17 protein-coding genes are annotated in these 22,511 nt (G+C 72.1%); 11 read left to right on the top strand and 6 right to left on the bottom strand.

The window, feature by feature from the left end; translation table 11 throughout:
* The first annotated feature begins 10 nt into the window (after positions 1-10).
* From ELX43_RS10525 to ELX43_RS10505, 5 genes are all read left to right on the top strand, one after another.
* Positions 11-748 (top strand): hypothetical protein, encoded by a 738-nt coding sequence (locus ELX43_RS10525; RefSeq protein ID WP_206517994.1) that lies wholly within the window; start codon positions 11-13, stop codon positions 746-748.
* A gap of 91 nt (positions 749-839) precedes the next feature.
* Positions 840-2,033, top strand: a complete 1,194-nt coding sequence (locus ELX43_RS10520) for an NAD-dependent epimerase/dehydratase family protein (RefSeq protein WP_127783392.1) — start codon at positions 840-842, stop codon at positions 2,031-2,033.
* A complete protein-coding gene (locus ELX43_RS10515; protein WP_127783391.1) occupies positions 2,030-3,427 on the top strand; it encodes a hypothetical protein in 1,398 nt (465 codons plus the stop codon). The genes ELX43_RS10520 and ELX43_RS10515 overlap by 4 nt, the downstream gene beginning before the upstream one ends.
* Complete coding sequence (locus ELX43_RS10510) at positions 3,394-3,855, top strand: hypothetical protein (protein ID WP_127783390.1); 462 nt, start codon at positions 3,394-3,396, stop codon at positions 3,853-3,855. The genes ELX43_RS10515 and ELX43_RS10510 overlap by 34 nt, the downstream gene beginning before the upstream one ends.
* A gap of 7 nt (positions 3,856-3,862) precedes the next feature.
* Positions 3,863-5,758, top strand: a complete 1,896-nt coding sequence (locus ELX43_RS10505) for a glycosyltransferase family 2 protein (protein WP_127783389.1) — start codon at positions 3,863-3,865, stop codon at positions 5,756-5,758.
* A 55-nt stretch (positions 5,759-5,813) separates the two neighbouring features.
* Here ELX43_RS10505 and ELX43_RS10500 read toward each other — a convergent pair whose 3' ends face one another.
* The 4 genes from ELX43_RS10500 to ELX43_RS10485 all read right to left on the bottom strand — a co-directional run bounded on the left by ELX43_RS10500 (position 5,814) and on the right by ELX43_RS10485 (position 11,139).
* Entirely contained in the window at positions 5,814-6,959 is a 1,146-nt protein-coding gene (locus ELX43_RS10500) for a fatty acid desaturase (protein ID WP_127783388.1), read from the bottom strand.
* Between the two features lie 11 nt (positions 6,960-6,970).
* Positions 6,971-8,065: a ferredoxin reductase gene (locus ELX43_RS10495; protein WP_241248897.1), complete on the bottom strand. Its 1,095-nt coding sequence runs from the start codon at positions 8,063-8,065 to the stop codon at positions 6,971-6,973.
* 335 nt (positions 8,066-8,400) lie between these two features.
* Positions 8,401-9,303, bottom strand: a complete 903-nt coding sequence (panB, locus tag ELX43_RS10490; protein WP_127783386.1) for a 3-methyl-2-oxobutanoate hydroxymethyltransferase — start codon at positions 9,301-9,303, stop codon at positions 8,401-8,403.
* A gap of 108 nt (positions 9,304-9,411) precedes the next feature.
* Positions 9,412-11,139, bottom strand: coding sequence for an NAD+ synthase (locus tag ELX43_RS10485; protein ID WP_127783385.1), 1,728 nt, complete (start codon positions 11,137-11,139; stop codon positions 9,412-9,414).
* Positions 11,140-11,238: 99 nt separating this feature from the next.
* Between ELX43_RS10485 and ELX43_RS10480 the strand changes: the two genes are divergently transcribed.
* Genes ELX43_RS10480 through ELX43_RS10465 form a run of 4 tightly spaced genes read left to right on the top strand, consistent with a single transcriptional unit; the run spans position 11,239 to position 18,072 of the window.
* Complete coding sequence (locus ELX43_RS10480) at positions 11,239-12,891, top strand: alpha/beta hydrolase (protein WP_127783384.1); 1,653 nt, start codon at positions 11,239-11,241, stop codon at positions 12,889-12,891.
* A gap of 54 nt (positions 12,892-12,945) precedes the next feature.
* Positions 12,946-14,289, top strand: a complete 1,344-nt coding sequence (locus ELX43_RS10475; RefSeq protein ID WP_127783383.1) for a glutamine synthetase family protein — start codon at positions 12,946-12,948, stop codon at positions 14,287-14,289.
* 31 nt (positions 14,290-14,320) lie between these two features.
* Positions 14,321-15,076, top strand: a complete 756-nt coding sequence (locus tag ELX43_RS10470) for a type 1 glutamine amidotransferase (RefSeq protein ID WP_127783382.1) — start codon at positions 14,321-14,323, stop codon at positions 15,074-15,076.
* The gene (locus ELX43_RS10465) at positions 15,073-18,072 is read left to right on the top strand and encodes a bifunctional [glutamine synthetase] adenylyltransferase/[glutamine synthetase]-adenylyl-L-tyrosine phosphorylase (RefSeq protein WP_127783381.1); all 3,000 of its coding nucleotides are present in this window, start codon (positions 15,073-15,075) and stop codon (positions 18,070-18,072) included. The genes ELX43_RS10470 and ELX43_RS10465 overlap by 4 nt, the downstream gene beginning before the upstream one ends.
* A 48-nt stretch (positions 18,073-18,120) precedes the next feature.
* On the opposite strand, the gene ELX43_RS10460 is transcribed toward ELX43_RS10465, so the two are convergent.
* Both ELX43_RS10460 and ELX43_RS10455 read right to left on the bottom strand, forming a co-directional pair.
* The gene (locus ELX43_RS10460; RefSeq protein WP_241248896.1) at positions 18,121-19,890 is read right to left on the bottom strand and encodes an MFS transporter; all 1,770 of its coding nucleotides are present in this window, start codon (positions 19,888-19,890) and stop codon (positions 18,121-18,123) included.
* Positions 19,891-19,943: 53 nt separating this feature from the next.
* The gene (locus ELX43_RS10455; protein ID WP_164860634.1) at positions 19,944-20,615 is read right to left on the bottom strand and encodes a neocarzinostatin apoprotein domain-containing protein; all 672 of its coding nucleotides are present in this window, start codon (positions 20,613-20,615) and stop codon (positions 19,944-19,946) included.
* Between the two features lie 169 nt (positions 20,616-20,784).
* Between ELX43_RS10455 and ELX43_RS10450 the strand changes: the two genes are divergently transcribed.
* Positions 20,785-21,441: a biliverdin-producing heme oxygenase gene (locus ELX43_RS10450; protein WP_127783379.1), complete on the top strand. Its 657-nt coding sequence runs from the start codon at positions 20,785-20,787 to the stop codon at positions 21,439-21,441.
* 65 nt (positions 21,442-21,506) lie between these two features.
* On the top strand, positions 21,507-22,487 hold the full coding sequence (locus tag ELX43_RS10445; protein ID WP_241248895.1) for an ABC transporter substrate-binding protein: 981 nt from the start codon (positions 21,507-21,509) through the stop codon (positions 22,485-22,487).
* Positions 22,488-22,511 lie beyond the last annotated feature (24 nt).

Raw genomic sequence — 22,511 nt, 5'->3', positions numbered from 1 at the left:
GGGGGTAGCGGTGACGGTCCTGGCACAGGAGATCAACGTCGACCTCGGTGACGACTCGATGACCCGCCCGCTGATGACCATGTTCCTCGCGGTGCTGGTCACCTTCCTCGGCACCCGCTACGTCACCCGGCACATCCGCGCGCGCACCACCCCGGGCGGGGCGCTCAACGACCTCACCATCGGCGGGGTGCACGTCCACCACCAGGTGTTCGGCATCGCGCTGATGCTGCTCGCCGGGCTCGGCCTCATCGGCGCCACCCCGGAGGGGGCCGCGCTGCACGTGTTCGCCGCCCTGTTCGGCATCGGGGTGAGCCTGACCTTCGACGAGTTCGCCCTGTGGCTGCACCTGGAGGACGTCTACTGGACCGAGGACGGCCGCAAGTCGGTGGACGCCATGTTCTGCGTGCTGGCCACCACCGGTCTGCTCGTGGGCGGCGCTGACTTCGTCTCCGGCGCCCCGCTGACCGCCGCCTGGTGGGGCTCGGTCGCCCTGCTCGTCGTCGACCTGGTGCTGGCCGTGGTCTGCCTGCTCAAGGCCAAGGTGCTCACCGGCGTGGTGGCGGTGTTCGTCCCACCGGTGGGGCTGGCGGGGGCGCTGCGGCTGGCCAAGCCCCGGTCCTGGTGGGCGCAGCGCCGCTACCGCGAGCGCCCTCGTCGCCGGGCCCGCGCCGAGCAGCGCTTCGACGCCGCCTACGAGGCTCGGTGGAACAGGGTCCGGGACTTCGTGGGCGGCGCCCCCAACGCCTAGCTGTCCGGGATGACCGGTCCGGCGACCGACGGCCGACTCGGTCTCCGCGGCCGACCTACGCTGGATGGCATCCCACAGCGAGGGGCAGGCGATGAAGGTTCTTGTGCTCGGGGGAGATGGTTTCTGCGGGTGGCCCAGTGCGGTGCACCTGTCCCGCGCGGGCCACGAGGTGACCATCGTCGACAACCTGGTGCGGCGGCGGACCGACGACGAGCTCGGGGTGCAGTCGCTGACCCCGATCGCCCCGATCGCCGAACGGCTGGCGGCCTGGGAAGAAGCCACCGGCCTCGGGATCGGGTACGAGGATCTCGACCTCGCTCAGGACTACGACCGGCTGCTGGCCGTGCTGGACGGGCTGCGTCCAGACGCAGTGGTCCACTTCGCCGAGCAGCGCTCCGCGCCGTACTCGATGGAGGACAGCGGCCACAAGCGGTACACGGTCGACAACAACGTCAACGCCACGCACAACGTGCTCACCGGTCTCGTCGAGGCGCGGCTGGACGCCCACCTGGTCCACCTCGGCACCACCGGCGTCTACGGGTACGAGACCTCCCCGGTCGACCTGCCCGAGGGCTACCTCGAGGTGACCTATCCCGACCGGTGCGGCGGGACGGTCACGCGGGAGATCCTGTACCCGACCAAGCCCGGCAGCGTCTACCACCTGACGAAGTCGATGGATCAGCTGCTGCTGCAGTACTACGCCGAGAACGACAACCTGCGGGTGACCGACCTCCACCAGGGCATCGTGTGGGGCACCCAGACCGACGACACCCGCCTCGACGACCGACTGGTCAACCGGTTCGACTACGACGGTGACTTCGGCACCGTGCTCAACCGGTTCCTGATGCAGGCGGCCATCGGCTACCCACTCACGGTGCACGGCACCGGCGGCCAGACCCGCGCGTTCATCAACATCGCGGACTCCGTGCGCTGCGTCCGGCTGGCCGTCGAGTCCGCGGACCAGGTCAAGGGCCGGGTTCGGATCATGAACCAGCTCGCCGAGACGCTGCGCGTGGAGGACCTCGCCCGACTCGTGGCCGGGATGCTCGACGGGTCGATCGACCACGTCTCCAACCCCCGGGTCGAGGCCGCCGCGAACGAGCTGGCCCTGCGCAACAGCAACCTGCGGGCGCTCGGGTTCCAGCCGATCCTGGTCAGCGAGGGGCTGATGCAGGAGTCCATCGAGATCGCCACCAGGTACGCCGATCGCTGCGACCGCTCGAAGATCCGGGCCGAGTCCTTCTGGACCCGGGACCGGCGGGCCGCGGCGGAGGAAGGGCAGTGAGTGGGCGGCGAACCTGGCTGCCGATCGGTGCCCTGGTCTTCCTCCTCGTCGCGGCGCTCGTCGTGGGCGGTGTCGCCCTGCTGCGCCCGGCCTGGTTCACCCAGGACGAGGAGGACGACGTGCCCGTCGACCGGGCCTTCTCCGCGAGCCTGCTCGACATCGGCGAGACGAACGGGATCCGTCTCAGTGACGACACCACGACGTCGCAGAGCTTCACCGTCCCGGTGCCGGTCGACTCCCGGGTCGACGACCTGGTGCTGAACTTGCGCGGTCACACCCAGGTCGCCGAGGCGAGCACGGACTTCCTGCGCGTGCTGGTCGACGGCGAGGCCGTGTACGTCGACCAGCTCGAGGCCGGCGAGCACGCGCTCGACGCCGACATCGACCTGCCCGAGTCGCTGGCCGAGGACGGCTCGCTCACGGTGCAGGTCCGCACCACCGGCAGCCTCGACCAGCGGTTCTGCAACATCACCACCGAGCTCGGCGCACTGGTGGTGCTCGACCCGGATCGCACCCGGGTCCGGGGCACGCTGGACGAGCCGCTGCGCACGGTGCGCGACGTGGTCGCGGGGATCAACCACGAGGTGACCCTGGTCCTCCCGCCCGGGGCCCGCTCCCGGGAGTGGTACGAGACCGCCGCGCGCCTGGGCGCGTTCCTCACCCAGCAGGGACGTGTCGTGTCCTACTCCGCGCAGGTCCCCGACGGCGGGGACGGGGAGGGTGGCAGGGGCACGCCGGTGCTTCTCGGGCCCCCCGACGTGCTCGCCACCCTCGACTGGGTCGCGGGGACCGACGACGGTTCGGTGCGGGTGGGCGAGCGCGCCGACGAGGCGACGCTCGGCGTGGTGGAGCCCGCGGCCGACGTGGTCCCGACCTTCCTCACCACGAGCACGGTCACCACCGCCGACGCCGGGTCCACCGCCCCCAGGACCGTGCGGCTCGAGCGGAGCGGCGCTGGCCCGGTCACCCTGGACTCCCTCGGGGTGGACACCTCGGTGCAGCAGATCACCGACCGTCGGAGCTGGCGGATTCCGTACTCCCTGGCCGACCTCCCCGGAGGCGCCGTTCCCACCTCGTTCGGTCTCGCGATGCTGATCCCAGCCACCACTGCCGACGCCCGCTGGCTGGTGGAGGTGCGACTCAACGACGAGCTGGTCGCCAGCTCGTCGTTGAGTGCCGGCCGGCAGTCGGCGGTGGCACCGCTGCCGGCCAGCGCCCAGCGGGTGCGCAACGAGGTCGTCGTGACCCTGATCCGCGACCGTGACCTCGGCGGGTGCAACGTGCGTCAGACCTCCTACGACGTCCAGCTGCTCAAGCAGTCGTCGCTGGCGCTCGGGGGGACGGCGCCGGCTTCACGGCCGTGCCCGCGCAGTACGCCGGCGGGTTCGACGTGATCGTGCCGGCCGCCAGCCTCCAGGACCCGACCGTGTCGCTCGCCGGGCTGGTGTCGACGCTGGCCGAGTTCAGCGGCTGGCGACAAGACGCCGCCTTCGTGTGGGACGGCGCCCCCGGGGCGAGACCCTTCCTGTTCTTCGGGCCACCCCCCGCCGGCGTCTCCACCCTGGTCACCGTGGCGGACGGCAGGATCCGCTCCGGCGGTTTCGATCTCTCCTCCTTCAGGGACGGGATCGTGCTGCAGTGCGTGCGCGGGCCGGGCTCGCGCGGCATGGTGCTCACCACGGTGGGCGACCCGGGCACGCGCGTCCCGGCGTACGGGCGTGAGGAGGCCCGCTTGGTCACCGAAGGCGGTGGCGGGTTCGTGGTGAGCAGGACCGGCCAGGTGGTGAGCTCCCCCGAGGTGCGCGCGGAGAGCCCGAGGTGATCACCCGGTGAGCGCCCCGGCGAGGGGCGGGTCAGGCCAGGCCGACTCCGGGCTCGAGGAGCTCACCGCCCCGGAGGCGGTCCTCGAGCACTACCGCTCGGTGGACAGCGCGCCGGAGGAGTACTCCCTGAACCGGTCGCCGCGGGCGGTGAACAGCTGCCTGGTCTCGTTCGTGGCCCTGAGCCTGCTGGCGCTGCTGGCGATCACCGTCCTGGTCGGGTTGGGCTACCTGGAGGACAGCCGCGACATCGTCGTGTTCTCCGCCTCGGGCGATCGAGCGACGATCCCGGTTCGGGTGTTCGTCCTGGTCTTCTTCGTTGTGTTCAGCCTCAGCCTGGCCACCAACCTCTGGCGTCGCCTGCTGGTGCTGGTCGAGCTGTGCGGTGGTGTGCTGCTGGCCGCCCTCGCCGTGGACCTCGCCGCGCTGGCCGCTGGCCAGGTCCCCGCCCTCTCGCCGCCAGTGGCCGTCCAGCAGATCACGGCGGCGATCGTGGGACTGGCGCTGTTCCCGGTGGTCGTGCTGCGCAACGCCCACCTGCCGGACCCCGCGCCAGCCCCAGCGGCAACGGCCCGGATCCGCGCCGTGGCCTGGGTCCGGTTGCTGGTGCCGTTGAGCATCGCGGGGGCCCTGGCAGCCCTGGTCGCGCAGCGATTCGGTCCCGTCCTGTCCGGGATGCGGGAGGTCGCCCTGCTCGGCGGCGTCGGCCCCGGAATCTTCCTGGTGCAACAGGTGATCGTGCTCATCGCAGCCGGCATCGGTGTCGTGCTGGTCGCCCGGTCCCGCCAGGTCCGGTTCGCACCGCCGATCGGGGTGCTGATCCCAGCGCACAACGAAGCCCACGGTATCGCCGAGACGATCGCTGCGGTCGACCGTGCGGCTGGGGTCTACGCAGCGTCGGTGCACCTGTACGTGGTGGACAACGTCTCCACCGACGACACCGCCAGGATCGCCGAGCGAGCCATGGGCCGCGCCCACCACCTGAGCTCGAGCATGCTGTCCTGTCCGACACCGGGCAAGGCCAGGGCCCTGAACTACGGCCTGGACCGGCTCACGGAACCCTTCGTGGTCCGCATCGACGCCGACACCGTGATCAGCGACCACTGCCTCGAGCAGGTCGTGCGGCACTTCCACGACGACCGGGTGGGTGCGGTGGGTGGGCTGCCGCTGCCGGCGAAGAACGAGACCTTCATCGATCGGGTCCGCCTGGTCGAGGCGCTCCTGCGACACGGGTTCTACCAGGTCGCACGGCTGGGCTACGACGGGATCGTGGGGATCCCGGGCATGCTCACGGCGTACCGAGGCTCGGCCCTCGCGGAGACCGGTCCGATCAGCCAGGGGATGAACGGCGAGGACACCGACATCTGCATGCGGATGAACTCGCTGGGCTACCGGTGCCTCGTCGAGCCGCGCGCCGTCTACCACGCCGAGGTACCCCTCACCTGGGCCCACCTGACCGAGCAGCGGATCCGGTGGTTCCGCAGCACCTACCACGTCGCTGCCCACCACCGGCGGGCGCTGCTGCGGCAGGGCTCGATGGCCGGCGCCGTCGTGCTCCCCTTCGCCCTGTGGAACGCCGCGCGCCGCGCGATGCTGCTTCCGGTCCTGCTGTTCGCGCTCCTCACGTTCGGCGTCTTCTCGGGCACCTTCACCGGGCTGCGCTGGGAGCCGGTGCTGGCGATGGTGATCGGCCTGCCGGCGCTGTTCGCGGTCGCCGTGTGCCTGCTGCTGCGCCGACCGCGTGCGGTGCTCTACGTGCCCGAGTACCTGCTCTTCCGCCTGGTCCGCAGCTACTTCACGCTGGCTGCGGTGCTCAGCCTGAAGTTCCCGCCCCTGGGCTCCCCGAAGGCGCGGCTCACCTCTCGTCAGGTGCGGCGAGAGGTGAGGAGGAAGACCCCCGGGTGACCTCGGCCTTCTTCAGCCCGGCCGAGGTCACCCCAGCGCCTGGCTGGTCAGCTGCTCAGGCCACCGCACGCAGCTCGTACTTGCGCTCCGAGGCCGTCTCCGGTGCGTCGTCGGCAGTGGCCGTGAGGAAGCGGTCCGGCAGCGACAGCTTCCAGATGGTGCGCAGCGTCTGCCAGTACTGGTGGGCCAGCGAGCCGGTGGTGTACGGCAGCTGGTACTTCTCGCACAGCGCCTTCACCCGCTCGGCGATCTCGATGTAGCGGTTGCTGGGCAGGTCGGGGAACAGGTGGTGCTCGATCTGGTAGTTCAGGTTGCCGCTCATGAACGTCATGAGCTTGCCGCCGCGGAAGTTGGCCGAGCCCAGCAGCTGACGCAGGTACCACTCCGGCGGGGTCTCCCGCTCCAGCTCGGCCTCGGTGAACTTCTCCGCGCGGTCGGGGAAGTGGCCGCAGAAGATCACCGTGTAGGACCACAGGTTGCGGATGAGGTTGGCCGTGGCGTTGGCGGTGAGCGTGGAGACGAACGCGGGGCCGGTGAGCAGGGGGTAGACCACGTAGTCCTTGCCCATCTGCTTGCCGACCTTGCGGCCGATCACCTTCAGCTGGGCCCAGGCCTCGCTCAGCGGCTTCTCCCGCTTGCGGATCGCCTCGATGTTCAGGTCGTGCAGGGCAACCCCGTACTGGAACAGCGTGGCCAGCATGGCGTTGTAGAGCGGCTGCCCCAGGTTGATGGGGTGCCACTTCTGGTCCCGGGTGACGCGCAGGATGCCGTAGCCCACGTCGTTGTCCTTGCCGACGACGTTGGTGTACTTGTGGTGGATGTAGTTGTGCGAGTGCTTCCAGTGCGAGGACGGGCACGTGGTGTCCCACTCCCAGCTGGTGGAGTGGATCTCCGGGTCGTTCATCCAGTCCCACTGGCCGTGGATGATGTTGTGGCCCAGCTCCATGTTCTCGATGATCTTGGCCGCGCCGAGCATGGCGGTGCCGGCCACCCAGGCGGGTGGGAAGGCGCTGGCGAAGAGGGTGATGCGGCCACCGGCGGCCAGGCCGCGCTGCAGCTGGATCGCCTTGCGGATGTAGGCGGCGTCCTTGTCGCCGCGGGACTCCTCCACGTCGCGCCGGATCGCGTCCAGCTCTCGGCCGAGGTTCTCCACGTCGGCCTCGGTCAGGTGCGCGTAGGCCTTGATGTCGGTGATTGCCATGCTCTTCTCCCCTAAGCTTCGAGTACGCAGTCGCCCGCGGCAGCGGAGACGCAAGTCTGAATTCGGTCGCCCTCGTGGTGGTCCTGCCCCGAGCGCAGGTCGCGCACGCTGCCCTCCAGCAGCGGCACCACGCAGGACTGGCAGATGCCCATCCGGCAGCCGAAGGGCATCTGGATGCCGGCCTTCTCGCCGGCGTCCAGCAGCGTGGTGGCCCCGTCCACCTCGATGGTCTTGTCGGACACCTGGTAGGTGACCGTGCCGCCCTCGCCGCCGCCCCCCGACAGCGCCACCGTGAATCGCTCCATGTGCAGCTGCTCGGACAGGTTGTGCTGCTTCCAGTGCTCCTCGGCGGAGTCCAGCATCGGCGCCGGACCGCACGCCCAGGTCTGGCGCTCCGTCCAGTCCGGGCAGACCTCGCCGAGGTCCTTGAGCTGCAGCTTGCCCTTCTCCCTGGTGAGCTGCTCGTGCAGCCGGAAGGTCGGGAAGTCCGCCTCCAGCTGCTTCAGCTCCTCGCGGAAGAGCATGTCCGCGGCGTCGGGGGCGGAGTGGATGAGCAGGATGTCCGTCATGCCGCCGCGCCGCTTGAGGGTGCGCAGCATGCCCATCACCGGGGTGATGCCGCTGCCCGCGGTGAGGAACAGCGCCTTCGCCGGGGGCGGGTCGGGCAGGGTGAAGTCGCCCTTGGGAGAGGCCAGCCGCACGATGGAGCCCGGCTCCACCCCGTTGACCAGGTGGTTGGAGACGAAGCCCTCCGGCGTGGCCTTCACGGTGATGGAGATGTGGCCCTGGTCGCGGCGCGGCGAGGACGTCAACGAGTACGAGCGCCAGTACCAGTGGCCCTCCAGCTGGGTGGCGATCCCGACGTACTGGCCGGGCTTGTAGTCGAAGGACCAGCCCCAGCCGGGCTTGATCACCAGCGTGGCGGCGGTGTCGGTCTCCTTCACCACCTTGACCACCTTGCCGCGCAGCTCCCGCGCCGACCACAGCGGGTTGAGCAGGTGCAGGTAGTCGTCGGGCAGCAGGGGAGTGGTGAGCCGGGAGGCGGCGCCGCGCAGCAGGTCCACGTCCGGGTGCAGCGCGGCGGCGGGATCCTTGGTCTCCTGCATCCGGCGACGGACCTCCATGGCCGTGGCGCCCAGCGCTGCAGCTGCGGCGCCCGCCGCCGTCCAGGTGCGCCGACGCAGTTGCGGCAGTGGTACGGATCTTGCTGGCACGGCGGGAGCCCCCTCGTGATCGGATGACCAACGGCACTCAGGTCTGCGTGATGCAGTTCACAGGACTGGGTGGGGCCATGATGCACGACTGTCCACTGAAACGTCTACCCGGGTGGCAGCGGGGTGACCAGCGGCTTTGCTCCCGGGTTGCCCGCATCGCTCGGCGGGAGCGTGGGCCGCGCGCCACCGGGCACGGGTGCGCCCCGGCGGCGTGCGGCTCGCCCTGGCTAGAAGCAGTGCTCCGGGGCGGGGAAGGACCCGGCCCGGACCTCCTCGGCGTAGGCCGACGCGGCGTCGCCCAGGGCGCTGCCCACCTCGCCGAAGCGCTTGACGAACTTGGGGCCCTTTCCCGAGCTCATCCCGGCCATGTCCTGCCACACCAGCACCTGGCCGTCGCAGGCCGGGCCGGCCCCGATGCCGACGGTGGCGATGCCCAGCTTGGCCGTGATCTCCTCGGCCAGGTGGGCCGGGACCATCTCCATCACCACGGAGAACGCACCGGCATCCTGCACGGCGAGGGCGTCGGCGACCAGCTGGTCGGCACCGCTGCCGCGGCCCTGCACCCGGAAGCCGCCCAGGCCGTTGACGCTCTGCGGGGTGAAGCCGATGTGGGCCATCACCGGGATCCCCGCGGCGGTGATCGCGGCGATCTGCGGGGCCACCCGCTCGCCGCCCTCCAGCTTCACCGCGTGGGCCAGGCCCTCCTTGAGGAAGCGCACCGCAGTGGCGACGGCCTGCTCCGGGCCGGCCTCGTAGGTGCCGAAGGGCAGGTCGGCCACCACCAGGGCGTGCGGAGCGCCCCGGACCACGCCGCGCACCAGCGGCAGCAGCTCGTCCACGGTCACCGGGACGGTGGTCTCGTAGCCGTAGACCACGTTGGCGGCGGAGTCGCCCACCAGGAGCACCGGGATGCCGGCCTCGTCGAAGATCTTGGCGCTGGAGTAGTCGTAGGCGGTGAGCATGGCCCAGCGCTCGCCACGCTCCTTCATCGCCGCGATGTGGTGCGTGCGGGTCTTGCCGCGGCGCTGGGGCTCAGCCGGGGTGCCGCCGTAGGGCTGGGTCTCAGCGGGTTGGGTCTCGGTGGGCGGGGTCTCGGCGGGCTGGGTCTGGTCGTGGCTGGTTGCGGACATCGTTGTCCATCCTCCCTCGAGGCCCTCGTCGGGTCCCCGGGTTGCACGGTGCTGACAGCGCAAATCGTGCCACTCGCAGCGTCAGGTTCCGCACGGGAGCGACCTTCGTCACGTTTGCTGCTCCGGGGCGCGCTCGCGCCAGCTGTTGGTCAGCGGCAGCCGGCGGTCCCGGCCGAAGGCCTTGACGCCGATCTTGGTGCCCGGCGGGTACTGGCGCCGCTTGTACTCCGCGCGGTCGACCTTGCGCACCACGTCCTCCACCAGCTCGGGGTCGAAGCCGTCGGCCACCATCTCCGCGAAGCTGGCGTCGCCCTCCACGTAGCGGGCCAGGATCTCGTCCAGCACCGCGTAGTCCGGCAGCGAGTCGCTGTCGAGCTGGCCCGGCCGCAGCTCGGCCGAGGGCTCCTTGGTGATCGACGCGTCGGGGATGGGCGGGGTCTCCCCGCGCTCGGCGGCCGCGGCGTTGCGCCACCGCGCCAGCTCCCACACCATCGTCTTGGGCACGTCCTTGATCGGGGCGAACCCGCCCACGGCGTCGCCGTAGATGGTGGAGTAGCCCACCGCGAGCTCGCTCTTGTTGCCGGTGGCCAGCACCAGGTGGCCCTCGGCGTTGGACAGCCCCATCAGCGTCACACCGCGGCAGCGGGCCTGCACGTTCTCCTCGGCCAGCCCGGTGAGGTGCAGCTGCTGGACGAAGGCGTCCACCAGCGGCGCGATCGGCTCCACCCGGTAGTGCAGCCCGGTGCGCTTGGCCAGGTCGTCGGCGTCGGAGCGGGAGTGCTCGGAGGAGTACGACGACGGCAGCGACACCCCGTGCACCGCGTCCGGGCCGAGCGCGTCCACCGCCAGCGCGGCCACCACCGCCGAGTCGATGCCCCCGGACAGGCCCAGCACCACCGAGGCGAAGTGGTTCTTGTGCACGTAGTCGCGCAGCCCGGTGACCAGCGCGCCCCACACCTCCGCCGGCTCCGACAGTGCTGCCACCACCGGGGCCTGCTGCGGCTCCCACGCCGGCAGCGGCTCCGGCGACAGCGTCACCCGCTGCAGCTGCCAGCCCGGCACCGCCTGCGCGCGCTCGCCGCCGGCGGCCAGGTCCACGTCCACCAGCAGCAGGTGCTCGCTGAACTGCGGCGCCCGCGCCAGGACGTCACCGGCAGCGTTCACCACCATGGAGTCGCCGTCGAAGACCAGCTCGTCCTGTCCGCCCACCAGGTTGACGTAGGCGATCGCCGCGCCCGCCTCGGCCGCGCGCCGGGCCACCAGCGCGCCGCGGGTGTCGTCCTTGCTGCGCTCGTAGGGCGAGCCGTTCAGGCACAGCAGCAGGTCCACCCCCGCCTCGCCGTAGGCGGCCACCGGGCCGTGGTCCTGCCAGATGTCCTCGCAGATCACGATGCCCAGGTCCAGGCCGTGCACCCGCAGCACCGGCAGGTCGTCGCCGGCGGCGAAGTAGCGGAACTCGTCGAAGACGCCGTAGTTGGGCAGGTGGTGCTTGGTGTAGCGGGCCTGCACCACGCCGTCCTGCAGCACCGCGGCGCAGTTGCGGGCGCCCTGGTCGTCGTGGTCGAGGTAGCCGACCACCACGCAGGCGTCGCCGCAGCCCGCCTCGGCCAGCCGGCCGGCCAGGGCGTCCAGCGCCTGGCGCGAGGCCGCTGCGAACGAGCGACGCAGCGCCAGGTCCTCCACCGGGTACCCGGTGAGCACCATCTCCGGCAGCAGCACCACGTGGGCACCGCCCTGCACGGCGCGCCGGGTCCACTCGAGCACCAGGTCGGTGTTGCCGCTCAGGTCGCCGACGCACGGGTTGACCTGGGCGAGGGCCAGTCGCAGCTGAGGCATGGGCGTGAGCCTAATCGGCGGGTGCGCATGGGGGCACCGACGGTGAGCGGCCCTGTCGGGTCACCACTGTGCGGGTGCGGGCGTGGCACGATCGCTCCCATGACGCTGCGCCACCCGAGCCCGCCCGCCCCGAGCCCGCCCCGTCCGTGGCGGCAGCGCCCCCGCACCCGCCGGGTGGCCGCCGGGATCGCCGTGGGTGGGGCCGTGGTGCTGGCGCTGACCGGCTGCGCCGCCGACGGTGGGGAGCCGGTGGTCGCCGGCCCGCCGAGCGTCTCGGCCAGCCCGGGCATGCCGGTGGGCCCGGTGCCGGAGGGGCTGGGGGAGTTCTACGCCCAGACGCTCACCTGGGGCGACTGCGAGAAGTTCGCGGTCAGCCCGGACAGCCAGCAGGCCTACGCCGCCGACGGGCTGGAGTGCGCCCGGATGACCGTGCCGCTGGACTACGCCCAGCCGGCGGGCCGGCAGGTGACGGTGGGCGTGCTGCGCAAGGCGGCCAGCGGGGCCCGCACCGGGTCGCTGGTGGTCAACCCCGGCGGACCGGGGGCCTCGGGCATGGGCCTGGCCGCCGACCTGGCCTCGGCGGTCGCCGGCACCCCGGTCGGGGAGCACTTCGACCTCGTCGGCTTCGACCCGCGCGGGGTCGGCGCGTCAGAGCCGGCGGTGACCTGCCTGACCGGGCCGGAGAACGACGCCCGCCGCGCGCTGGTGGACGTGGACACCTCCCCGGCCGGCATCGCCCGCAGCGAGCAGGTGGCCAAGGACTACGCCAACACCTGCGCCGACCGGGTCGGGGTGGACGTGCTCGCCCACGTCGGCACCCGTGAGGTGGTCAAGGACATGGACGTGCTGCGCTCGGTGCTCGGCGAGCAGAAGCTGACCTACCTGGGCTACTCCTACGGCACCCGCATCGGCACGGCCTACGCCGAGGCGTTCCCGGCCAACGTGCGCGCCCTGGTGCTCGACGGCGCCGTCGACCCGATGGCCGACCCGGTGCAGGAGCTGGTGCTGCAGGGCCAGGGCTTCCAGGGCGCGTTCGACGCGTTCGTCGCCGACTGCGTCAAGCTCAGCGACTGCCCGCTGGGACCAGTCCCGGAGGCGGCGGTGGTCCGCTACCGCCAGCTGGTCAACCCGCTCGTCGCCGCCCCCGTGACCACCAGGGACCCGCGCGGGCTCAGCTACGCCGACTCCCAGACCGGCACGCTGCAGGCGCTGTACTCCCCGCAGCTGTGGAGCGCGCTGCGGGCCGGGCTGGCCCAGCTCGCCGCGGGCAAGGGCGACACCCTGCTGGCGCTGGCCGACCTCTACGAGGGCCGCAACGCCGACGGCTCGTACAACAACACCAACGACGCCTTCAACGCCATCCGGTGCGTGGACGACCCGCCGCTGACCGACCGCGCCACCAACGACGCCGCCGAGGCCCAGTACCGCAAGGTCGCGCCGTTCCTGGACGACGGCCGTGCCACCGGGGCCGCCGCGCTGGACACCTGCGCGTTCTGGCGGGTCCCCGCCACGTCCACCCCGCACCCGGTCAGCGCCCCGGACCTGCCGGAGGTTCTGGTCATCTCCACCACCGGCGACCCCGCCACCCCGTACGCGGCCGGGGTCGACCTGGCCCGCCAGCTGCAGGCCCGCCTGCTCAGCTTTGAGGGCAACCAGCACACCGTTGCGCTGCAGGGCCAGTCCTGCGTGGACGAGGTGGTCACCGCCTACCTGGAGGACCTGAAGCTGCCGGAGGAGGGCACCCGGTGCTGACGCTCAAGGACCCTCGACACACGCTTGTAACCCGGAATGCCTAGGGTCACCGCTATGGATCGTCAGCAGGAGTTCGTGCTCCGCACCCTGGAAGAGCGCGACATCAAGTTCGTGCGCCTGTGGTTTACCGACGTGCTCGGCTACCTCAAGTCGGTGGCGATCGCCCCTGCCGAGCTGGAGGGCGCCTTCGCGGAGGGCATCGGCTTCGACGGCTCGTCGGTGGAGGGCTTCTCGCGGGTGTCGGAGGCCGACACCGTGGCCAAGCCCGACCCGTCCACGTTCCAGATCCTGCCCTGGGTGGACTCCGATGGCGGCGAGCAGCACTCCGCCCGCATCTTCTGCGACATCGTCATGCCCGACGGCTCGCCGTCCTGGGCCGACCCGCGCCACGTGCTGCGCCGCCAGCTCAACCGGGCCAAGGCCATGGGCTTCACCTGCTACGTGCACCCGGAGATCGAGTTCTTCCTGCTGCGCCCGGGACCCGTCGACGGCTCGGTGCCGATCCCGGCGGACTCCGGCGGCTACTTCGACCAGGCCGTCAACGACGAGGCGCCGAACTTCCGCCGCCACGCCATCGAGGCGCTGGAGTCCATGGGCATCTCGGTGGAGTTCAGCCACCACGAGGCCGCCCCCGGCCAGCAGGAGATCGACCTGCGCTACGCCGACGCGCTAAGCATGGCCGACAACGTGATGACCTTCCGCTACGTCATCAAGGAGGTGGCCATCAACGAGGGAGTGCGCGCCTCGTTCATGCCCAAGCCCTTCCGTGACGAGGCCGGCTCGGCGATGCACACCCACATGAGCCTGTTCGAGGGCGACACCAACGCCTTCCACGACCCCGACGACCCCAACCAGCTCAGCGCCACCGGCAAGGCGTTCATCGGCGGAATCCTGCGCCACGCCCCCGAGCTGTGTGCCGTCACCAACCAGTGGGTGAACTCCTACAAGCGCCTGATCACCGGCGGGGAGGCACCCACCGCTTCCGCGTGGGGCGCGGCCAACCGCTCCGCCCTGGTCCGGGTGCCGATGTACACCCCGGGCAAGGCCTCCTCGCGACGCATCGAGATCCGTACCCCGGACTCCGCGTGCAACCCCTACCTGACCTTCGCCGTGATGCTGGCGGCCGGGCTCAAGGGCATCGAGGAGGGCTACGAGCTGCCGCCGGCGTCGGAGGACGACGTGTCCTCGCTGAGCGAGGCCGAGCGCCGAGCGATGGGCTACCAGGAGCTGCCGCAGAACCTCAGCGAGGCGCTGCGGCTGATGGAGAGCTCGGAGCTGGTGGCAGATGCCTTGGGCGAGCACGTCTTTGACTACTTCCTGCGAAACAAGCGCGCGGAGTGGGACAGCTACCGGCGCAACGTGACGCCGTACGAGCTCAAGACCTACCTCAACCTGTAGCGGCGGCACGGCTGGTGGCTAGGCTCTGCCCGTGAGCACTGTCCTCGTCCTGCAGCCGGCGGCGGACGATCCGCTCGGACCGATGCAGGACTGGTTGGTCGAGGCGGGTGCGGACCTCCGGCTGGTGCGGCCCTTCGCCGGTGAGCCGGTGCCGGCCGACCTCGCCGGGGTGGGCGCGCTGGTCTGCCTGGGCGGGGCGATGGGCGCCGCCGACGACGCCGAGCACCCGTGGCTGGCCGACGTGCGCGCCCTGCTCGGCGCCGCGGTCCGCACCGGCACCCCGGTGCTGGGGATCTGCCTGGGTGCCCAGCTGCTGGCGCTGGCCACGGGTGGCGACGTGCGCCGCATGCCCGACGGTCCCGAGGCGGGCCTGCGGCTGGTGGCCAAGCGGGACGCCGCCGCGGCCGACCCACTGCTGGCCACCCTGCCCTTCACTCCCGACGTGCTGCAGTTCCACGCCGACGAGGTGCACCGCCTGCCCGCCGACGCCACGCTGCTGGTGGCCGGGCAGCGCTGCCCGAACCAGGCCTACCGCGTGGGTGCGACGGCGTGGGGCCTGCAGTTCCACATCGAGACCACGCCGGAGCTGGTGCGCCGGTGGATGACGGAGAACCCGGAGACCGCGGCCACCATGCCGCCGGCACAGCACCAACCGGGCGTGCTCGAGGACGGCCACGCCGACCTCGCCGAGACGTGGCGGCCGATCGTCGCCACGTTCGTCGGGATCGCCGACGCGCACCGCCCGAAGTCCACGCGGATCGACCTACCCCTGCTCGGAGAGTCGTGACAACTTCTGATCGCTACCGCTCGGCTCTGCCCACCCCCGGCCGGCTGGGACTGATCGACCCGGGTGCAGCGGACGTGCTGGCCAAGCTGGGCTGGACCACCGACAAGCACCGTGAGGTGCTCTGGGCGCTGTCCCGCTCGCCCGACGCAGACCTGGCCCTGCGCGGCCTGGAGCGCCTGTCGGAGTCTTCCGAGTCGCGCTGGGAAGAGCTGTCGAAGCGGCTGCTCACCGAGAAGCCGTTGCGCGGCAGGCTGTTCGGCGTCCTGGGCTCTTCAACGGCGCTGAGCGACCACCTGGTGGCCCACGGCGACACCTGGCAGCTGCTGGCCGGTGAGCACATCGAGCTGCCGGGCGTGGAGCAGCTGCAGGAAGAGCTGCTCGGCGTCGTGCACGCCAAGCCCGAGCCCGGCAGCGCGCTGTGGCGGTCGCTGCTCACCGGCTCCGACGCCGTGGCGGCGCTGCGCACGGCCTACCGCGACCGCACCCTGGTGCTCGCCGCTGCCGACCTGGCCGCCACCGTGGAGGACCTGCCCGTCCTGCCGTACAAGGAGGTGGGCCTGCACCTGGCCAACCTGGCCGACGCCGCGCTCACCGCCGCCCTGGCCGTGGCCGTGGCCGAGGTGTGCGGGGACGAGCCCTGCAGCACCCGGCTCGCGGTGATCGCCATGGGCAAGTGCGGGGCCCGCGAGCTCAACTACGTCAGCGACGTGGACGTGATCTTCGTGGGCGAGCCCGCCGACGCGGTCGCCAACCGGCTGGCCGGCGCGATGGTCCGCATCGGCAGCAGCGCCTTCTTCGAGGTGGACGCCGGGCTGCGTCCGGAGGGCCGCTCCGGGGCGCTGGTGCGCACGGTGGAGTCGCACCTGGCCTACTACCAGCGCTGGGCGAAGACCTGGGAGTTCCAGGCCCTGCTCAAGGCCCGAGCGATGACCGGCGACATGGCCCTGGGCCAGGAGTACATCGACGCGGTCTCGCCGATGGTGTGGACGGCCTCGCAGCGGGAGGACTTCGTGCCCGAGGTGCAGGCGATGCGCCGCCGGGTGGAGCAGAACGTGCCCGCCGAGCTGCGCGACCGCGAGATCAAGCTGGGCAGCGGCAGCCTGCGCGACGTGGAGTTCGCCGTCCAGCTGCTGCAGCTGGTGCACGGCCGCTTCGACGAGGCGCTGCACGTGCAGTCCACCGTGGACGCCCTGGGCGCGCTGTCCTCCAGCGGCTACGTCGGCCGCGAGGACGGCGCCAACCTCACCGCCTCCTACGAGTTCCTGCGCCTGCTCGAGCACCGCCTGCAGCTGCAGCAGATGCGGCGCACGCACACCCTGCCCGACCCCGACGACGCCGCCGCGATGCGCTGGCTGGCCCGGGCGGCGCACGTGCGCCCGGACGGTCGCACCGACGCCGCCGGGGTGCTGGCCGCGGAGATCCGGCGCAACGCGGTGCGGGTGCGCCGGCTGCACCAGAAGCTCTTCTACCGCCCGCTGCTGGAGGCGGTGGCCCGCTCGGAGCCGGAGGAGCTGCGGCTGTCGGAGGACTCCGCCGCCCGCCAGCTGGCCGCGCTGGGCTACACCTCCCCGGAGAGCGCGCTGAACCACCTGCGCGCGCTCACCGCGGGGTCCTCACGACGCAGCCAGCTGCAGACGGTGCTGCTGCCGATCCTGCTGGGCTGGCTGGCCGACACCCCCAACCCCGACGGCGGGCTGCTGGCCTACCGGCGGCTGTCCGACGCGCTGGGGGAGACCCCCTGGTACTTGCGGACGCTGCGCGACGAGGGCGCGGTGGCCAAGCGGCTGATGCGGGTGCTGGGCACCTCCAGCTACCTGCCCGACCTGCTCATCCGGGCACCGGAGGTGCTCCGCCTCTACGCCGACAGCCCCAGCGGGCCGCGGCTGCTGGAGGTGGAGCCCGCCGACGTCGCGCAGAGCCTGCAGGTGAGCGCCGGGCGCCACCGCGACCCACAGCGCGCGGTGGAGGCGGCCCGCGGGCTGCGTCGCCACGAGCTGGCCCGGGTGGCCAGCGCCGACCTGCTGGGGCTGCTCGACGTCCCCCAGGTCTGCGCCGCGCTGTCCTCGGTGTGGGCGGCGGTGCTCGACGCCGCGCTGAGCTCGGTGGCCGCCGAGGCCCGCGGTGACGGCGAGGCCCCGGCGGCCATCGCGGTGATCGGCATGGGCCGCCTGGGCGGCGCCGAGCTGGGCTACGGCTCGGACGCCGACGTGCTCTTCGTCTGTGAGCCCCGGGGAGACGCCGACGAGCAGACCGCGGTGCGGTGGGCGTCGCGGGTGGCCGACAAGGTGCGCGCGCTGCTGGCCAAGGCCAGCTCCGACCCGCCGCTGGAGGTGGACACCGGGCTGCGTCCGGAGGGCCGCAGCGGCCCGATGGTGCGGACGCTGTCCTCCTACCGCTCCTACTACCAGCAGTGGTCGGCGCCGTGGGAGGCGCAGGCCCTGCTGCGGGCCCGCGCGGTGGCCGGCGACCGGGAGCTGGGCGAGCGCTTCTGCGCCATGGTGGACGACGTGCGCTACCCCGACGGCGGGGTGGACGCCGCCACCATCCGGGAGATCCGCCGGATCAAGGCCCGGGTGGACTCCGAGCGGCTGCCGCGCGGCGCCGATCCGGCCACCCACACCAAGCTCGGGCGCGGTGGGCTCGCCGACGTGGAGTGGACGGTGCAGCTGCTGCAGCTGCGCTTCGGCCACGAGATCGCGTCGCTGCGCACCACCTCCACCCTGCAGGCGCTGGAGGCCGCCGGTGCGGCCGAGCTGCTGTCGGCCGCCGACGCGGAGACCCTGCGCACGGCGTGGCTGACCGCCACCCTGGCCCGCAACGCGCTGGTGCTGGTGCGGGGCAAGCCCGCCGACCAGCTGCCCGGTCCGGGGCGGGTGCTGGCCGCGGTGGCCACGGCCGCCGGCTGGTCCGACGACGACCCAGGCGCCTTCATGGACCACTACCGCAAGGTCACCCGGCGCGCCCGCGGCGTGGTGGAGCACTCCTTCGGCACCTGAGCACCTGATGGTGGGTCCGGGGCGCGGCGGTTGCGCCCCGGACCGTGCTCAGGCGGCGGTGCCGCGGGAGGGCCCGCCGTGGCCGGAGGTGCGGCGGGGCAGCGCCAGCGCGAGCGCCATCACCACCACCAGCACCCCGGAGAACACCCACAGCGTGCGGCGCTGGCCCTGCAGGAACGCCTGGCCACCCACCTCCTTGCCCGCCGCGGCCAGCGCCGGGCCCACCTGCGCCTGTGGGCTGCCCGGGATGGCGGTGGCGGGCTCGCACCCGGGCGGCGCCGAGGTGGGATCGGCCGACGACAGCCGCCGCTCGGCGCAGGTGCCGAACGAGCCGATGATCTCCGACTGCGCCGGCGTGGGCAGCCCGCTCGCGGCCACCTGCTGGGTGAGCTCCGGGGTGACCTTCTGCACCGCGGCCTGTCCCTGGTTGCCGATGAAGGTGAAGAACAGCACGCCGATCACCGCCAGCCCCACCGAGCCGCCGAGCTGCTGGAAGGTGGGCAGCAGCCCCGAGGCGGAGCCGGCGTGCTCCTGCTTGACCTCCGACAGGATGATGGTCTGCAGCGGAGCGATGAACAGCCCCAGACCGGCGCCGGAGACCAGCAGCGGTGCGGCGTAGGCCAGCCAGTGCGGAGAGGTGCCCTGCTGGTTCATCACCACCGACAGCGACAGCAGCCCCACCGCCAGCACACCGGCACCCACGATGAGCACCCGGCTGCCCAGCTTCTGGGCCACCTTGTTGGACGAGCCCGAGGCCACGGCCGAGCCGAGCGCGAACGGCAGCGTCATCAGGCCCGAGTGCAGGGCGGTGAACCCGAAGCCCGCCTGCAGGGTGAGGGAGATGGTGAAGAAGAACGAGATGAGGCAGCTGAAGAACAGCAGCGCCATCACACAGCCCACGCTGAACGCGCGGTCCCGGAACACTCGCAGCTCCACCAGCGGGGAGTCGTTGCGCCGCCCACGGCGGTACTCGTGGAGCACGAAGCCCAGCAGCACCGGCACCGACGCCACCAGCATCAGCACCAACCAGGTGGGCCAGTCCCGCTCACGGCCCTCCGCCAGCGGGTAGACCACCAGGAACAGGCCCAGCACCGACAGCCCCACGCCGGGCAGGTCGAGGCGTTGAGCGGACTCCGCGCGGCTGTCCACCAGGTGTCGGTAGCCGAACAGCAGCGCGATGATCCCGAGCGGCACGTTGACCAGGAAGATCGCCCGCCACTCCAGGCCGAGGACGTCCCAGGAGATGAGGGCGCCGCCCAGGGTCGGGCCCAGGATGGTGGCCATCCCGATGGTGGCGCCGTAGATGCCGAACACCTTGCCGCGCTGCTCGGCGGGGAAGGTGGAGGTGATGATGGCCAGCGTCTGCGCAAGCATCATCCCGGCGGTGAGCCCCTGCAGGAAGCGGGCCCCGATCAGCTCCACCGGGCTCTGCGCGATGCCGCAGAGCACCGAGGCGATGGTGAACGAGGCGAGCGCGAGCAGGAAGACCTTGCGCCGGCCGTAGAGGTCACCCAGCCGGGCGGCGGTGATCAGGGTGCAGGCGAAGGCCAGCGTGTAGGCGGTGATCACCAGCTGCAGGGTGGAGAAGGACGCACCCAGCTCGGTGGAGATGCTCGGCAGCGCCACGTTCACGATCGACACGTCCAGCAGCTGCATGAACACCGCGATCAGGGTGGCCGTCAGCGACAGCCACGGGTTGACGTGCGGTCGCGTGCTCGCCGCCTGGTCGGTGCGCACCGCCCCGCTGCTGCGGGAGGTGGCACCCGTCTGGTCATCGCGCGGGCTGGGTGCGCCGGAGTCGGCGCCGGTACTGGTCACGACCCCCCACCGTACGGCGCACCGCAGACGCCGTCGCTGCCGATCTCGCCCGCTCAGCCGACGTTTCGCCGGGACCGGACATACAGGGCGGCCGCGGCAGCAGCGACCACCACGACCACCCCGCCGATGATCCAGCCGGTGGCGCTGCTGCTGTCCTCGGACTCCGCCGCGGTGTTGGTGGTGGCGGAGTCTGCGGGGGCGCCGGCGGACGGGGTGCTGGTGGCCGAGGTGGCGGAGGTGGCGCTGCTCGAGCTGGCTGCGGCGAGCTTCAGCGGCACGGTCGCGACGGTGTCGAAGCCGTTGCGGTGGTCGTGGAAGAGCGTGACCTCGCAGGCGGTGGTGGTGCAGTCGATGGCCTTGCCGGTGGAGGTGGTGCCGTTGGCGAGGACGGTCAGCTCGGTGCTGAACGTGCCGTCGGCGCCCAGCTTGGCCGTGGCGCCGGGGGAGTTGCTCAGCCACACCTGGGTGCCGGGCTGGGTGCGGTCACCCAGGCAGTCGGGCCCCTTGGGGCTGGTGGTGCCGGCGGCGCACAGCGCGACGTAGTAGCCGGCCTGCGGGTCGGCGCCGGTGCCGCTGACGGTGAGCTTCTCGCCCGGCTGCACGTCCGCGGACTTGGTCACCGTGAGGTCGACGTTCTCGGCGGCGAGGGCGGTGCCGGGGGCGAGGCCGAGCAGGGCGCCCGTCGAGAGGGTGGCCAGGGCGGTGGCGGCGGTGCGACGGTTCATCGGGGGCTCCAGTGGTGAGGGTGGGCAGCGGGGCCGAGGGTCCTGACCGGCCAGTGGAAAGATCGCCATTAGGTTAGGCTTCACTCAGTTAGGATGGGTTTACTTATATCACTCTGGCACCGGGGCCGGCGGTCGTCGCTCGCCTGGCGCTGACTCAAGGGAGACCGCCATGACCCAGTCCCTCGCCGCTCGGCTCAAGGACGAGACCCGGGCCGTCCACGAGCAGGCCGAGAGCCAGGACTTCGTCACCAACCTGGTGGAGGGACACCTCAGCCAGGCGGACTACCGCGAGCTGCTGGTGCAGTCCTGGTTCCTCTACCGGGCGCTGGAGCGGGCCGGTGAGCGACTGGCCGACGACCCGCTCGCCGGGGTCTTCGTGGACCAGGCACTGCTGCGGCTGGCGGCTCTCGAGCGCGACCTCGACCACCTCTTCGGGGAGCCTGGCTGGCGCGCGGCGGTCACCCCGCTGGCGGCGACCTCGGCCTACGTCGACCGGCTGGAGACGGTGGCGGCGAAGGACCCGCTGGCCTTCGTGGCGCACCACTACACCCGCTACCTCGGCGATCTCTCGGGTGGACAGATCATGCGCCGCAAGCTGCAGGAACACCTGGGTCTGACGCACGAGGGCCTGGAGTTCTACGACTTCCCGCTGATCCCGAAGACCAAGCCGTACAAGGACGCCTACCGGGCCAAGCTCGACGCGCTGGACGTGGACGAGGACGGTGCGCAGCGCGTGGTGGCGGAGGCGATCGTGGCGTTCGGGCTCAACCAGGCGCTCTTCGTGGACCTCGACGCCCACGTCGGCGGCCACCCCGCCACCCGGTGAGCTCGGCCGTGCACCGCACCAGCCCCGCCCGGGTCCGTTCCCGGCCCCTCCGAGCAGTCGCCGTCGTGCTGCTGACCGGCGCCGTGCTGGCCGGCTGCTCGGCGGCCGGGGACACCGCCTCCTCCTCCTCCGCACCGGTCACGGCGACGCTGGCCCAGGAGTCACCACGCATCGTCGCCACCACAGCTGCGCCGACGCTGCCGGTGACGGTGGCCTCGGCCGACGGCAGCCCGGTCACCGTCACCTCGGCCGATCGCATCGTCGCCGTGGACCGCAACGGCACCCTGGGGCAGACGGTGTTCGCGCTCGGCCTGGGGGAGCGGCTGGTGGGCCGCGACCTGGCCACCGACTTCCCCGAGGTGCACGACCTGCCGGTGATCACCCCCGGCGGCCACCAGCTCAACGCCGAGGCCGTGCTGGGCCTGCGACCCACCGTGGTGCTCACCGACGGCAGCATCGGCCCTCGCTCGGCCGTGCAGCAGCTGCGTGACGCGGGCATCCCGGTGGTGACCTTCCCCGGTGACCGGACGGTCGCGGGCGTAGGCGGGCTCGTGGCCGCGGTCGGGACGGCGCTGGGCGTTCCCGACCAGGGCCGCCAGCTCGCCGAGCACGCCGCCACCGCCATCACCGACGCGACCGCCCAGGCCCGCCAGCGCGCCACGGGGGAGCGGGTGGCGTTCCTGTACCTGCGCGGCACCTCGGTGGCGATGATGGGCGGCAAGGGCTCCGGGGCCGACGAGCTGATCGCCGCGATCGGCGAGGTCGACGCCGGGGTGGACTCCGGCCTCGGCACCGCCTACACCCCCATCACCCCCGAGGCGCTGATCGTGGCGAAGCCGGACGTGCTGCTGCTGATGACGCACGGGCTGGAGTCGGTGGGCGGCATCGACGGCCTGCTGCAGGTGCCGGGCATCGCCCAGACCCCGGCCGGGCAGAACCGGCGCGTGGTGGTCATGGACGACACCGACCTGCTCAGCTTCGGCGCCGACACCGGTGACGTCATCCGGGCGCTGGGCGAGGCAGTGCACCGCAGCGCCGGACAGTGACGACCCAGAGGGTGCGTCCGCAGC

The organism is Rhodococcus sp. X156, from assembly GCF_004006015.1.
In the GTDB taxonomy this organism is placed as follows: Bacteria; Actinomycetota; Actinomycetes; order Mycobacteriales; family Mycobacteriaceae; genus X156.
The sequence above is the reverse complement of the archived record's forward strand: the minus strand, read 5'-3'. Positions and strand labels throughout refer to the sequence as shown.

What these genes read in the sequence shown, in the direction of transcription:
- panB (WP_127783386.1), bottom strand. Translation starts at nt 9,303, where the DNA reads ATGTCCGCAACCAGCCACGACCAGACCCAGCCCGCCGAGACCCCGCCC.
- ELX43_RS10520 (WP_127783392.1), top strand. Translation starts at nt 840, where the DNA reads ATGAAGGTTCTTGTGCTCGGGGGAGATGGTTTCTGCGGGTGGCCCAGT.
- ELX43_RS10485 (WP_127783385.1), bottom strand. Translation starts at nt 11,139, where the DNA reads ATGCCTCAGCTGCGACTGGCCCTCGCCCAGGTCAACCCGTGCGTCGGC.
- ELX43_RS10450 (WP_127783379.1), top strand. Translation starts at nt 20,785, where the DNA reads ATGACCCAGTCCCTCGCCGCTCGGCTCAAGGACGAGACCCGGGCCGTC.
- ELX43_RS10495 (WP_241248897.1), bottom strand. Translation starts at nt 8,065, where the DNA reads ATGCAGGAGACCAAGGATCCCGCCGCCGCGCTGCACCCGGACGTGGAC.
- ELX43_RS10455 (WP_164860634.1), bottom strand. Translation starts at nt 20,615, where the DNA reads ATGAACCGTCGCACCGCCGCCACCGCCCTGGCCACCCTCTCGACGGGC.
- ELX43_RS10500 (WP_127783388.1), bottom strand. Translation starts at nt 6,959, where the DNA reads ATGGCAATCACCGACATCAAGGCCTACGCGCACCTGACCGAGGCCGAC.
- ELX43_RS10480 (WP_127783384.1), top strand. Translation starts at nt 11,239, where the DNA reads ATGACGCTGCGCCACCCGAGCCCGCCCGCCCCGAGCCCGCCCCGTCCG.
- ELX43_RS10475 (WP_127783383.1), top strand. Translation starts at nt 12,946, where the DNA reads ATGGATCGTCAGCAGGAGTTCGTGCTCCGCACCCTGGAAGAGCGCGAC.